The organism is Mesorhizobium kamtschaticum, from assembly GCF_056174585.1.
This window is the reverse complement of sequence record NZ_CM149691.1, coordinates 1,428,805-1,442,569: the sequence shown is the minus strand read 5'-3', so window position 1 is coordinate 1,442,569 and position 13,765 is coordinate 1,428,805. Positions and strand designations below refer to the sequence as shown.

General features: G+C 64.5%; 11 protein-coding genes and 1 pseudogene. 1 reads left to right on the top strand and 11 read right to left on the bottom strand.

The genetic code is table 11. The features are described 5' to 3' along the window. Positions 1-15 precede the first annotated feature (15 nt). The 7 genes and pseudogenes from AC0V7N_RS07010 to AC0V7N_RS06980 all read right to left on the bottom strand — a co-directional run bounded on the left by AC0V7N_RS07010 (position 16) and on the right by AC0V7N_RS06980 (position 7,812). Positions 16-960 (bottom strand): ABC transporter permease, encoded by a 945-nt coding sequence (locus tag AC0V7N_RS07010; RefSeq protein ID WP_475455952.1) that lies wholly within the window; start codon positions 958-960, stop codon positions 16-18. After that, positions 957-2,013: pseudogene (locus AC0V7N_RS07005) on the bottom strand (ABC transporter permease). Before AC0V7N_RS07005 ends, AC0V7N_RS07010 begins: the two are co-directional and overlap by 4 nt. Beyond that, positions 2,013-3,503: an ABC transporter ATP-binding protein gene (locus AC0V7N_RS07000; RefSeq protein WP_475460231.1), complete on the bottom strand. Its 1,491-nt coding sequence runs from the start codon at positions 3,501-3,503 to the stop codon at positions 2,013-2,015. Before AC0V7N_RS07000 ends, AC0V7N_RS07005 begins: the two are co-directional and overlap by 1 nt. Positions 3,504-3,765: 262 nt before the next feature. Next, a complete protein-coding gene (locus AC0V7N_RS06995; protein WP_475455948.1) occupies positions 3,766-4,797 on the bottom strand; it encodes a BMP family protein in 1,032 nt (343 codons plus the stop codon). Positions 4,798-4,950: 153 nt separating this feature from the next. Then, positions 4,951-6,156, bottom strand: a complete 1,206-nt coding sequence (gene pcaF / locus AC0V7N_RS06990; protein WP_475455946.1) for a 3-oxoadipyl-CoA thiolase — start codon at positions 6,154-6,156, stop codon at positions 4,951-4,953. Position 6,157: 1 nt separating this feature from the next. Continuing rightward, positions 6,158-6,958, bottom strand: coding sequence for a CoA-transferase subunit beta (locus tag AC0V7N_RS06985; RefSeq protein ID WP_475455944.1), 801 nt, complete (start codon positions 6,956-6,958; stop codon positions 6,158-6,160). Beyond that, positions 6,955-7,812: a CoA transferase subunit A gene (locus AC0V7N_RS06980; protein ID WP_475455942.1), complete on the bottom strand. Its 858-nt coding sequence runs from the start codon at positions 7,810-7,812 to the stop codon at positions 6,955-6,957. Before AC0V7N_RS06980 ends, AC0V7N_RS06985 begins: the two co-directional genes overlap by 4 nt. Positions 7,813-7,932: 120 nt before the next feature. On the opposite strand from AC0V7N_RS06980, the gene AC0V7N_RS06975 reads away from it, so the two are divergent. Continuing rightward, complete coding sequence (locus AC0V7N_RS06975) at positions 7,933-8,703, top strand: IclR family transcriptional regulator (protein WP_475455940.1); 771 nt, start codon at positions 7,933-7,935, stop codon at positions 8,701-8,703. 7 nt (positions 8,704-8,710) lie between these two features. On the opposite strand, the gene AC0V7N_RS06970 is transcribed toward AC0V7N_RS06975, so the two are convergent. The 4 genes from AC0V7N_RS06970 to AC0V7N_RS06955 are packed head-to-tail and all read right to left on the bottom strand — an operon-like array spanning position 8,711 to position 13,626. Next, entirely contained in the window at positions 8,711-10,009 is a 1,299-nt protein-coding gene (locus AC0V7N_RS06970; protein WP_475455938.1) for an NAD(P)/FAD-dependent oxidoreductase, read from the bottom strand. A gap of 2 nt (positions 10,010-10,011) precedes the next feature. Further along, on the bottom strand, positions 10,012-11,388 hold the full coding sequence (locus AC0V7N_RS06965; protein WP_475455936.1) for a glutamine synthetase family protein: 1,377 nt from the start codon (positions 11,386-11,388) through the stop codon (positions 10,012-10,014). Between the two features lie 5 nt (positions 11,389-11,393). Then, positions 11,394-12,677 (bottom strand): glycosyltransferase, encoded by a 1,284-nt coding sequence (locus AC0V7N_RS06960; RefSeq protein ID WP_475455934.1) that lies wholly within the window; start codon positions 12,675-12,677, stop codon positions 11,394-11,396. A gap of 10 nt (positions 12,678-12,687) precedes the next feature. Then, complete coding sequence (locus AC0V7N_RS06955) at positions 12,688-13,626, bottom strand: GntR family transcriptional regulator (protein WP_475455932.1); 939 nt, start codon at positions 13,624-13,626, stop codon at positions 12,688-12,690. Positions 13,627-13,765: the final 139 nt, after the last annotated feature.

Sequence of the window (13,765 nt, the reverse complement as noted above, 5' to 3'; positions counted from 1 at the left end):
GCGTCCTAGGGGCAGCTACCGCTCTTCGCGTCGGAACGGCTTCAACAACGCCGATGGCGCCACCGCGTTGCGCGACATCACAGCCATGGCGACGATGGTGAAGATGAAGGGCAGCATCAGGAACGCCTCGTAGGGGATATGTCCGAGCCCGCTCGCCTGCATGCGCAGTTGCAAGGCATCGACGAAGGCAAACAGCAGCGCGGCCCCTGCCGAGCGCCACGGATCCCAGCGGCCGAACACGACCAGCGCGATCGCCACCCAACCGCGCCCGGAGACGACGCCGAAGGTGAAAGCGTTGAACTGCGCCATCGACAGGAAGGCGCCGGCGAGCCCCATCAAGGCACCGCCGAGAATGACGGCCTGAAAGCGCGTGGCAATGACGCCGACACCGGCAGAGTCGGCCGCGCGAGGGTTCTCGCCGACCATGCGCACCGACAGGCCCCACGGCGTGCGGTAGAGCACGAAGGCGGCGAGCGGTATGGCGATTATCGCCATGTAGACCAGCGCGAACTGGTTGAACACCGCCGGCCCCAGAACCGGAATGTCGGAGAGGACGGGTATCGGCAGCGTCTGAAACCCCTTGATACTTGGCGGCACAGATTGCTGGCCGAAGATCAGCCGGTAGAGGAAATAGGCGAGGCCCGACGAGAACAAAGTGACGCCGATGCCGCAGACATGCTGGCTTAAGCCCAGAGCCACAGTGAACAGCGCATGCAGCGCGCCCATCAGCATGCCGGTCAGCACCGCAACCAGCACGCCGAGCCACAAGCTGCCGCTGAGGCTGGTGGCGGTGAAGCCGGTCATCGCGCAGAGCAGCATGATGCCTTCGATGCCGAGATTTAGCACGCCGGCGCGCTCGGAAAACATTTCGCCGAGGGTGGCAAAGGCCAAAGGCGTGGCAATGCGGATGATGGCGGCCAAAAAGCCGACCTGAAAAATCTGTTCGAACACCGCGCTCATCGGGCAGCCCCGACGCGGCGAACGCGATAGGCGGTGAACAGCAGCGCCACCAGCATGGCAAGCAGCGCGGTGCCCTGGATGACGTCGCTGAGGAAGGCCGGGACGCCGGTCGCGCGCGACATCGCCTCGGCGCCGGTCATCACGGCGGCAAGGAAGATCGCGGCCGGTACGACGCCGAGCGGGTTGAGCCGCGCCAGCATGGCGACGACGATGCCGGAATAGCCGTAGCCCGGCGAGATGTCGCTCATCACCTGGAAATGCACGCCGCCGACTTCGCCGACGCCGGCGAGCCCCGCCAGCGCGCCGGACAACAGCGCGGTCGAGAGCAGCACGCGTTCAACATTGATGCCGCCATATCTTGCCGCTTCCGGGTTCTCGCCGGTGACCCTGATCTTGAAGCCGAGCGTCGTGCGCGCGATCAGGAACCAGATCAAGGGTGCGGCGATCAGCGCCACGACGACGCCGAGATGCAGGCGCGTGCCTTCGATCAGCACCGGGAAATTGGCCGAATCCTCGATCGGCGGCGAGATCGGATAGCCGCTGAAACTATCCTTCCACGGCCCTTCGATCAGCGCCATCAGCGCATAGTAGATGACCGAATTCAGCAGCAGCGAACTGACGACATCATCGACCTTGAATCTTACCCGCAGCGTCGCCGGCACCAGTGCGACGGCGGCACCCGCCGCGGCACCCGCCACGGCCATCAGCAACATGGCGAGCGGCCCCGGCATCGGGATGGCGCCGACAAAACAGCTGGCGACTGCACCGGCGAGCAACTGCCCCTCGGCGCCGATGTTCCAGAACTTTGCCCGGAAGGCGACGGCCACGGCCAGCCCGGTGAAGATCATCGGTGCCGCGCGCACCAGTGTTTTCGGTGATCGCGTAGCTGTCACCGAGGGATGCCGTGAACATCACGCCATAGGATTCGAGCACGCCGGCGCCGGCCAGCGCGATCAGGCCGCTGCATAGGACCAGCGTGGCGCCGATCGCCAGCAGGGGCAGAGCGAGATTGAACCAGGCGGGCGTTGACGTCCGGACTTCCAGGCGAAACATCAGCTATGACCCTCCGCCCCGGTCATCAACAGGCCGAGCCGCGCGATCGTCGCATCGGCGCTGTCGAGCGTGCCGACGATGCGGCCCTCATACATCACTGCGATGCGATCACAGAGCACCAGCAGTTCTTCCAGATCCTCGCCGATGACGATGATGCCGCAGCCCTTGGCCCGCATGTCGAGGAATTTTTCGTGGATGAAGCGTGCCGCCCCGATGTCGAGGCCGCGCGTCGGCTGTGACACGATCAGCACCTTCGGGTCGAAGGCGAGTTCGCGCGCCAAAAGCGCTTTTTGCAGATTGCCGCCCGACAGCGCGCCGGCGCGGGTCATCGGCCCGGGACACCTGATGTCATAGGCCTTGATCTGCGCCTCGGCGAAAGCGCGGATGGCATCCGGCTTGAGCAGGCCCTTGGCTGAAAAGGCGGCGGTGCCGATGCGCGGCAGCACCATGGAATCGGCGAGCGGCAAATTGGTGACCAGCCCTGTGGTCATGCGGTCTTCCGGGATGCGGCCAAGGCCAAGCGCCTGCACCTCACGCGGCGAGAACCGGCTGACCTTCTGGCCGGCAATCGCCATCCGGCCGGCATCGGGCGCACGCACGCCGGAGATCACCTCCGCCAGCGCCCGCTGGCCATTGCCCGAGACACCAGCGATGCCGAGGATTTCGCCGGCGCGAACGGCAAGCGACACGTCGCGCAGCACAGTGCCTGCATGGTGTGAGGTGGAAATGCCGTCGAGCGTCAGCACATCAGCACCGGGCGTCGACGGCCCCCTTGCCGGCGGCACGATTTCGTGGCCGCACATCAGTTGCGCCATTGCAGCCGATGTCGTGTTGGCCGGGTCATCGACGCGGCCGGCGACGCGGCCAAGCCGCAGCACCGTGCAGCGATGCGTCAGAGCCCGCACCTCGTTAAGCTTGTGCGAGATGAAGATGATGCCGAGACCCTGCGCCGCCATCGAACGCAACGCCGAAAACAACCCGTCGACCTCGCTCGGCGCCAGCACCGCCGTCGGCTCGTCGAGGATCAGCAGTTTTGCGCCGCGAAACAGCGCCTTGACGATTTCCAGCCGCTGCTGCTCCCCGACCGACAACGCCGAGACCGGCAGGTCGGGATCGAGCGTCAGCCCATGCTGGCGGCTGATTTCGGCGAGACGCGCCAACCCGCCGGCACGGTCTAGCCGTCCCGATTTGCCCGGGATGCCGATGAGCAGGTTTTCCAGCACCGTCAGCCGTGGCGCCAGATGAAAATGCTGGTGCACCATGCCGATGCCGGCGGCCAGCGCATCGGCCGAACTGGTGATCCGCACCGGCCTGCCCTGGATGAGGATTTCACCGGCATCCGGCGCATAGGCGCCGAACAGCACATTCATCAGCGTCGTCTTGCCGGCGCCGTTCTCGCCCAGCAGTCCGAGGATCTCGCCAGGCGCCACGCTGAGGTCGACAGCCTCGTTCGCCTTGACGGCGCCGAAGCTCTTGGTGATGCCGCGCATTTCGATGAGTGGGGCGGGCGTCGGCAAGGATACTCCTGATCGGAATTGGCTTTGCTTTGTTTGACAGGGATGCGCTGCACCCCCCTCTGGCCTGCCGGCGATCTCCCCCTCAGGGGGGAGATCGGACGTCATTTCGGCTTTCGACAGTTTTCCTAGGTCGAAAGAAAAGTGGCGTGGGTGAAGCTGCCAATCTCCCCCCTTGAGGGGGAGATGTCCGGCAGGACAGAGAGGGGCGCTTAGCACCGCCCCTAAAAACTGGCCCTCAATCCGAAACCGGCGTGTTCTCGTCGACATCCACCCGGAAATTGCCTTCCAGAATCTCGGCCTTCTTCTTCTCGACCAGATCCTTGACATCCGCCGGCAGCGTCTTGTCGAACTTGTGGTAGGGGGCGAGATAGGAACCGCCCTTGGCCATGCGCGAGAAATCGCCATAGTCCTGCGCGGTATAGACGCCGGCCTTGACCAGTTTGATCGCCTGCTCGACGGTCGGATACATGTCCCAGACCGGGCCGGTGATGACCGTATCGGGGCCGAGGCTCGACTGGTCGGACATGTTGGAGATGGCATAGATCTTCTTCTCGACCGCCGCTTCGATGACACCGAAGCGCTCGGCATAGATGACGTCGACGCCGGCGTCGATCTGCGCCACCGCCGCTTCCTTGGCCTTGGGCGGATCGAAGAAGGAGCCGATGAAAGCGACCTTCTTCTTGATGTTCGGATTGACCTCCTTGGCGCCGGCAAAGAAGGCGTTGACCAGCCGGTTCACTTCCGGAATGCCCATTGCCGCCACGGCGCCGACCGTGCCCGATTTCGACATCTTGCCGGCGATCATGCCGGAGAGATAGGCGGGCTCGTGGATCCAGTTGTCGAAGACGCCGAAATTGGGTTCAGCGGGACCAGCACCCGAACCGAACAGCCAGGCGGTCTTCGGGAACTGCTTGGCGGTGCGGCGCGACTCGCGCTCGGCGGCGAAGGCATCGCCCAGCACCAGCTGGTAGCCGCCTTGCGCATATTCGCGCATGACGCGGCTGAAGTCGGCGGTCTGCACCTTTTCAGACCATTTGTAGTCGATGCCGAGTTCCTTCTGCGCCTTCTGCAGGGCGACATGGATCTGGTTGTCCCATGGCTCCTCGATCGGCGTGGCGAAGATCGCCGCCACCTTCAGCTTCTTGTCCTTGGCGAAGGCGGCGCCAGGCAGCATCGCCGCCGCGAGACCCAGCGCGCCGAGTTCCAGCACGTTGCGCCGCGAAATCCCTTCGCGTTTTATCTGGAATTTGTTCTTCCGGTTTTCCATTGCATTCCCCTCTGTTCGACAGCCGTGTCGAGCCGGCTGTTCCTAGAAATGTCAGACGGGGAACTATGGAACGGGTGCAGACTTTTGTCCACATGGTCAAATTTGGTGGGCCTGATCAGATCTCCGATCTGGCCAACCGAGAAAGGGTCTTGCTCAGGCCCGTTCAAGCGCGATGGCGATGCCCTGGCCGACGCCGATGCACATGGTGGCCAGCGCATAGCGGCCGCCGCGTTCGCGCAGCTCCAGCGCGGCCGTGCCGGAGATGCGGGCGCCCGACATGCCCAAGGGATGGCCGAGCGCGATGGCGCCGCCATTCGGGTTTACGTGCGGCGCGTCCTCGGCAATGCCGAGCTGGCGCAGCACGGCGATGCCTTGCGAGGCAAAGGCTTCGTTGAGCTCGATGACATCGAACTGTTTCGGCATCAGGCCAAGCCGCGCGCAGAGTTTTTGCGTTGCCGGCGCAGGCCCAATGCCCATGATGCGTGGCGCAACGCCGGCGGCGGCTCCGCCGAGGATGCGAGCGATCGGCGTCAGGCCGTATTTCTTCACCGCTGCTTCGGAGGCGACGATCAGCGCCGCCGCCCCGTCATTGACGCCGGAGGCATTGCCGGCGGTCACCGTGCCGCCTTGCCGGAACGGCGTCGGCAATTTGGCCAGCGCCTCGACCGTGGTGCCCGCGCGGGGATGTTCATCCTTGCTAACAACAACCGCATCGCCCTTGCGCTGCGGGATGGTCACCGGGGTGATTTCCTTGGCCAGCCTTCCATTGGCTTGTGCCGCGACCGCCTTGTCCTGGCTGCGCACGGCAAAAGCGTCCTGGTCGGCGCGTGACACCGAAAAATCCTCAGCAACGTTCTCGCCGGTCTCCGGCATCGAATCGACGCCATATTGCTTCTTCATCAGCGGGTTGACGAAGCGCCAGCCGATCGTGGTGTCGTAAATCTCGGCATTGCGCGAAAACGCCGCGTCGGCCTTGGGCATGACGAAGGGCGCCCGGCTCATCGATTCCACACCGCCGGCGATCATCAACTCCGCCTCGCCCGCCTTGATGGCGCGCGCGGCGATGGTCAGCGCATCCATGCCCGATCCGCACAGGCGATTGACGGTCGAGCCCGGGATTTCCTTCGGCAGACCAGCCAGCAGCAGCGCCATGCGCGCCACGTTGCGATTGTCCTCGCCGGCCTGGTTGGCGCAGCCATAGACAACGTCGTCGACCGCCTGCCAGTCGATGCCGGCATTGCGCTCGGCCAGCGCCTTCAGCGGGATGGCACCGAGATCATCTGATCGTACCGAGGACAAGGAACCGCCAAAGCGGCCGATCGGCGTGCGGATGTAGTCGCAAATATAGGCCTCGGCCATGTCATGCAGCCTTTGCTTTTCCGGTACCCTCATGCGCCGCCTTGGTGCGGGCCTGCAGGTCGCGCAATGTCGTGAGTTCGAGTTCGCTTGGCGCCGGTGTTTCGTCAAGCGTATCAGTGAACTTAACCACCCAGCCACAGCTGTCCTGCACCTGCTGGCGCGAGACGCCGGGGTGCAGCGACACAACGGTGAATTCCTTGGTCACCGGGTCCGGCTTCCAGATGGCGAGGTCGGTGATCAGCAGCGTCGGGCCAGCGGTGTCGATGCCGAGGCGCTTGCGATGGTCGCCGCCCTCGCCATGGCCGAAGGAGGTGAAGAAATCGATTGTCTCCACCATGCCGCGCTTGGTCTGCGCCATGGTGATGTAGATCTCCTTCGACGACGTCGCGATCTCCGGCGCGCCGCCGCCGCCGGGCAGCCTGGTCTTCGGGTGAAAATAATCGCCGATGACCGTGGTGTTGATGTTGCCGAACTTGTCGAGCTGGGCCGCGCCGAGGAAGCCGATCGAAATGCGGCCACCCTGCAGCCAGTAGCGGAACATTTCCGGCACGGCGACGGTGGTGACGGCGGTTTCGCACAATTCGCCATCGCCGATCGACAGCGGCAGCACGTCGGGCGCGGTGCCGATCGTGCCGCTCTCATAGATCAGCGTGATATCAGGCGCATGCGTCAGCCGCGCCACGTTGCAGGCGGCCGACGGCGCGCCGATGCCGACGAAGCAGACATCGTCATTCCGCAGCGCACGGCTGGCGGCAATCGTCATCATCTCGTTGGGGGTGAAATCCAGCTGATTGTCGCTCATGCCGCTTTCCTCAGATGCTCGACGCGGCCAGCGAAATCGTCGGCGCTCTTTTCAATGACATTCGCCTGCATCCAGGCCTGGAACTTCTCGCGGTCGGCGGCGATGTCGTCCCATTCGAGGTAGGAGGCATTGTCGCGCGCGTAGTAGCCATGCGCGTAGGACGGATGCGACCCACCGGGCACGACCGAGATCGCCGCTATGGTCCAGCGCGGCAGCACGGTCAGATTGGGATGCAGGTCGTCGAAATTGTCGACCACTTCCTCGACCGTCACCACGGCACGCCTCGCCGCCAGCACCGCCTCCTTCTGGATGCCGATGATGCCCTCGACCAGCACATTGCCTTTTTTGTCGGCCTTCTGCGCATGGATGAAGGTGACGTCGGGCCGGATCGAGGGAACAGCCGCCAGCACCTCGCCGGTGAACGGACAGGTGACCGACTTGATGTTCGGATTGACCGCCGCAAGCCCGGCACCACGATAGCCACGAAACACCGCGCAAGGCAGACCGGCGGCGCCCGCCTCATAGGCGTTGGCCATCCCGGCGTGGCTATGCTCCTCGACCTCGATTGACCGGGGGAACCCGTTTTCGATGGCGTCGCGGGCGCGCCGCAGCAGGCCGACGCCGGGATTGCCGACATAGGAGAAGACGATTTTCTTCGCCATGCCCATGCCGATCATCTGGTCGTAGATCAGGTCCGGCGTCATCCTGATCAGGGTCAGGTCGCGAAATCCCTGGCGGATCGCCTCATGCGCGGCGGCTGTCGGGATCAGATGGGTGAAGCCCTCGAAGGCGACGGTATCGCCGTTGTTCAAATTCTCCGCAACGGCCTGCTTGAGCGGCAGGAACTTGACCATTGTAACGGCTCCCAGTCCAAAAGTTCGTATTGCGAACTTATGTTTTGTATGCGAAACTTTCTACGCTGAGGGAGGTCCCGGAGTCAATCCTGACGACGATGCCATTTCCGCGGAGGTGAGATGGACGAAGAGGCCGCTTCCCGTGACCATGTCGGCTCGCTCGAGCGCGGTCTTGCCGTCATGGAGATCCTCGCCCGCCATCCCACCGGCATGACTCTGACCGAAATGGCCGATGAAGCCGGCCTGACCCGCGCCGGCGCCCGTCGCTTTCTGCTGACGCTTGTCGCCACCGGCTATGCCACTCAGGACGGCCGTATGTTCTCGCTGTCGCCACGCCTGCTGACCGTTGCCCGCACATGGCTCGGTGGCGGCTCTTTGTGGAGCTTTGCCGCGCCCATCATGCGTGCTGTTGCAACGCAGCTAAACGAGGCCTGTTCGGCGGCAATCCTGTCAGGCCAGGATGTCGTCTATGTCGCCCGCATTCCCGGTCGCCGCATCCTCAGCGTGTCGCTCGATGTCGGTACCAGGCTGCCGGCCTATTGCACGTCGATGGGCCGCATGCTGCTCGCTGGCCTGACGCCAGAGGAACTCGACAAATTTCTGCACCAGGCGACCATAGAGAGGCGGACCCCGAAGACGATCACCGACATCAGGTTGCTGGCGGACGCCATCGGCAAGGCGAAAGCGGACGGCTTTGCCATCGTCGACGAAGAGCTGGAGCTCGGCCTGCGCTCGATCGCCGTGCCGATCCGCGACCGCGCCGAACGCACAGTCGCGGCCATCAACGTCTCGACCCAGTCGGCGCGATTTTCGGTCGCGCAGATGGAGCGGGAAATCCTGCCCGCGCTGCTTGAGGCCAGGCAGCGCATCGAGGATTTCTTTGTAGTCTAGGCCGACCTCAATGCTTGATCCGATCCCGCATCGCATACCACAACATGCCCAGCACATAGAGCGGACCGCGCAGCGCCGTGCCGCCGGGGAACGGCATCGGGGTCAGCGTCGAGAACAAATCGAGCCGCGAAGCGTCGCCGGTGATCGCTTCGGCGAGCAGCTTGCCAGACAGCGTCGACAGGATGACGCCCTTGCCGGAATAGCCATGCGCGAAATAGACCTCGCCATAGTGCCCGACATGCGGCAGCCTGGATGTCGTCACCGACACCAGTCCGCCCCAGGCGTGATCGATGCGGCAACCGTTGAGCTGCGGAAACGTCGCTTCCATATGCGGCCGCACGAAGCCGGCAATATCGGCCGGTGGCGACGGCGTGTAGCGCTCGCCGCCGCCGAACAGCAGGCGTCCATCCGCCGACATGCGGTAATAGTTGACGACGAAGCGTGTGTCGGACACCGCGACATTGGCCGGGATGACGTTGCGTTTGCCTTCCAGCGGCTCGGTGGCGACGATGTAGTTGCCGACCGGCATGATGCGGCTGTTGACGCGCGGCTCCAGCCCATTGAGCAGCGCATCGCCCGCCAAGACGACATGCTTGGCCCGGACCGAACCCTTTGCCGTCGAGACCCGGATCGAAGGCTCGCGCTCGAGCTTCACCGCCACCGAATTCTCATGGATGACGACGCCGGCGGCCACCGCCGCGCGGGCAAGGCCAAGCGTGTAGTTCAGCGGATGCATGTGGCCGCCCAGCGGCTCGTACATCGCCCCATGGTAAGGCGTGTCGACCTTGGCCCGGGCGTCCGCCGCCGACAGGATCTCGACATCGCGGAATTTCATCACGCTCTCGAGGCATTTGGCCTCTTCTTCCAAATCCTTGAGATCGGAGCCGTTGACCGCGCCGACCAGATGGCCGGTCAGCCTCACATCGCAATCGATGGCGTGGCGCTCGATGATGCCGAGCACCAGCCCGCGTGCTTCGAAGGCAAGGTCGAACAGCACCTTCGCCCGCTCCGGCCCGTAGAGCTTGACCAGGCCCTTGGCGCCCTTGCGCAGGCCGGGGATCATCTGGCCGCCATTGCGCCCCGAGGCACCCCAGCCGATCTTGCCGCCTTCGAGCAGCACCACCTTCAGGCCGCGCTCGGCGGCGTGAAGGGCGGCGGACAGGCCGGTGCAGCCGCCGCCGACCACCACCAGGTCGGCCTCGACATCGCCGACAAGCGCCGGATGGTCCGGCGCCGGATTGGCGGTGGCGACATAGTAGGATTTGCCGATATCGAGACCGGAATTGAAACCTGTTGAAGATGCCATGATCACACCTTCAACAGCAAATGGTCGCGTTCCCAGCTCGTCACCACGCTCTGGAACAGGTCGAGCTCGACGCTCTTGACGCGCAGATAGGTCTGGAAGAAATCCTCGCCGAGCAGTTGCCGCACCGGGCCGCAGGCCGTGAAGCGATCGAGCGCCTCCTCCATGGTTTTCGGCAGCGTGCTCTTGATCTTGTAGGCGTTGCCCGAGGCCTCGGCCGAGCGCGCCAGCTTCTGTTCGACGCCGAGATAGCCGGCCAGCAGCGAACCGGCGATCGCCAGATAGGGATTGGAATCGGCGCCCGGCAGGCGGTTTTCGACCCGTCGCGCCGCGCGGCCACCGGCCGGCACCCGCAGGCCGCAGGAGCGGTTGTCGTGCGACCACTCGATGTTGGCCGGCGCGCTGTGGTTCGGCCTTATGCGGCGGAACGAATTCACGTTCGGCGCGAACAGCGGCATGATCTCGGGCACGTACTTCTGCAGGCCGCCAATGAAATGGCCAAACATCTCGGTGTCGGCATCGTCATTGCTGGCAAACAGCGCATTGCCCGCCTCGTCGACAACAGACATGTGCAGATGCATCGAACTGCCCGCCTGCGCCGCGATCGGCTTGGCCATGAAGGTGGCGTGCATGCCGCATTGCTGTGCTGCCTGGCGCGTCAGCCGCTTGAACAGCAGCACCTGGTCGGCAAGCGGCAATGCGTCGCCATGCAGGAGATTGATCTCCAGCTGCCCCGTGCCGGATTCATGGATCAGCGTGTCGAGCGCCAGCCCGGCGGCCGCGGCATAGTCATAGACGCGGCGGATCACCGGCTCGAACTCCTCCAGCGCCGCCATGTCATAGGGATGCTGCACGCCCTCGGCACGGCCATTGCTGCCGATCGGCGCCGTCAGCGGCTTGTCCGGATCGGGGTTGGGCGCGGTGAGATAGAATTCGAGTTCCGGCGCCACCACCGCCCGCCAGCCGCGCTGACGATAGAGATCGAGCACGGCGCGCAGCACATGGCGCGGCGAGGCCATCCATGGCCTGCCGTCCATGTGGAAGGCGTCGGCGAAGACATAGGCCTTGCCAGCACCCGCACCCGGCGCCAGGCAGAGCGTCGAGACATCAGGCACCATGCGCATATCCGGGTCCGAATAGGCAAAACCCTCGTCGATCGAGCCGGAATAACGGCCATCGATGCTGACCAGGAAGGCGCTGCTCGGCAGATAAAGCGCGCGGTCTTCCAGCGCCTTGAGAAATTTGGCCGTCGGCAGCGCCTTGCCGCGCAGCACGCCGTTCATGTCGGGCACCAGGCACTCGACCTCGTTGATGCCGTGCTGTGCCAGCCAGACCTTGGGGTCGTTGGAGATCGCAACGGTATTCGTGTTCTTGTCGGGCATGTCGTTCAAGTCCGTATCAGAGAGAGTATGGCTTGCGCGGCCATTTCGGTTCCGGGTTTCAGCGCCATCTGGGCTGCATTGTCCCTCAGGCGGGCGCGCATGGCGTCATCGGCCAGCAGGCTGAGAATGGCTCTCTCCAATACTCCTTCGGTCCAGCCGTCACGGCCGATATGGTCGCCGGTGCCGGTCTCTTCGGCGCGGCGCGCATTGTCGTGCCCGTCCCAGCAATAGGGCATGATCAGCGACGGCACGCCGAAACGCAGCGCCTCGCAAAAACTGTTGTTGCCGCCGTGGTGGATGAACAGGTCGGATTTCGCCACCACGGAGGGCTGCGGAAACCAGGCGTCGAGATAGACATTGTCGGGAACCGCCCGATAGGCATCGCGCAGGCCGCCGACATTGACGATGAAGCGCGCCGGCAGCCTGTCGAACACGGCCAGCATGCGCTCGATCAACCCGACATCCATGGCGCCGAGGCTGCCGAAGGCGACATAGACCAGCGGTCCGCCATTGCGTGGAAACACCGGCACCTCGAAGGGCCCTTCCGACCGCACGCAGCCTTCAAGGTAGACGAAACGCTGCGGATCAAGTGGCTCGGCCCGCTCACGCCGCACGATCGCTGGCGTCAGCAGCAGATTGAGGTCGGGCGAGCTTTCCAGGAACAGGCCCTTGGGCAATGGCGCCAGGCCGGCATCCGCGCGAAAACGGTTGAAGCGGTCATGCGCCGGCGCCGAGGCCGAGAGATAGCGCGCCTCGAATGCCGCGCGTTGCGGGTCATCGGCGCCCATTCCCGAGAGATAGGGCGGCACTTCAGCATCCGGCAACTCCGTCTCGGCGCAGGAAACGACGCGCACCCAGGGGCAGCCGGCGGCGGCGATCGCCGGGAACATGATGACATTGTCGAGCACCACCGCGTCTGGCTTCAGCCGCGCCAGCAATTGGCGCAGCGGCGCCTCGGCATTGACGGCTGTGTCGACGATCGCTCGCCAGGTCGGCGCGACATAGGTTTCGAGCTGGTCGATTGGGCTCAGCCGGAAATGCGGCAGGTGCCGGCGCACGAAGGCCTGCCAGTAGCTCTGGCGCTCGCTGTCGCTCAGCGGCTCGTCGGTCGGCAGCTGGTATTCCTGGAAACCATAGTCGGCAAAGACGCCGGAGAAGCCGGCATGGCAGATGAAGACGGGCCGCGCACCCTTGGCACGCAGGGCCTGCGCGATGCCGACGCAATTCAACGCGGCGCCGAAGCTTGCTTCGGGAAACAGCGCGATGGTCGGGCTGGCTTTACGCGTCAATTAATCCTCGTCATTCCGGCCGGCTGATCATGCCGAACAGCGCGGGGGCGCCGCGGCTGGCCGCTTGCGGTCGCTGGTTGCGGGAGAGCCGCAGGTGGATGCGAAGCAGATCGGCAGCCACCTCATACTGCCGGCTTTCGAGATGGTCGAGTATGTTCAGGTGTTCCAGCAAGGATTGCCGCAGCCGGAAGACGTTGACGCCGGCATAGATGCCGGGCAGCCGGCGCAGCCTGAGGTGATCGGCCAGCGCGTCAGTGACGAAACGGTTGGCGGAACCCTCGGCGATCATGCCGTGAAAATCCATGTCCAGCCGCTGGAATTCGCGCGTGTCGAACGCGGCATCCGGCAGCGCCGACAGCGCATCCATGCCCTGCCGCAACGCCGCCGCCCGTGCGCCGTCCAGCCGAAAGCCAGGTGTCAGGATCGCAGCGGGTTCCAGCAGCAGACGGAACTCGTAGCTTTCGCCTTGCGCTTCCGGATCATCGGGCGTGCGGCGGAAAAGCCAGGACTGGCCCGGCGCACGGTCCAGCAGATTCTCTTCCGTCAGTTTATTAAGTGCTTTTAGTACCGTCTTTCTCTCGGCACTGTACCGCCGCATCAACCCTGCGGCGGTCACCGTCTGATCCAATCGCCGCGCCGACCGGTCGCGCAGGATCGCTTCGGCGAGCTCGTCTTCCTCCGCGGCGGGCAATTCGGCTGATAGGACCGACTGCGCGGTAAGGTCGACGGCCAGATGATAGCCGGTATCGGCCTCCCAGCGCACGACACCCCGTTCCGCCAGCAGGCTGAGTGCTGCCCGCACCGGTGTGCGCGAAACATTGCACAGCGAGGCGATCTGCTGCTCCGGGAGACGCGTGCCGGGTTCGAAACCGCGCTGGCGCGCCACATCCAGGATGCGCTGCGCCAGATCGAGATGGTTGGTGCGAGGTCGTCGGGCTACGGCTTGCATGACTCGTCTCGGCGGATGGATGGAGCCTTATTGGTTTGGCCGATCGCCGGCACAAGCGCAATCGGCCAGATTCCTCGGTCGCCCAGATTCCTGGGTCGCTCGACAAATTATGGATTGACGTACTTTTTTCTGCAATAGT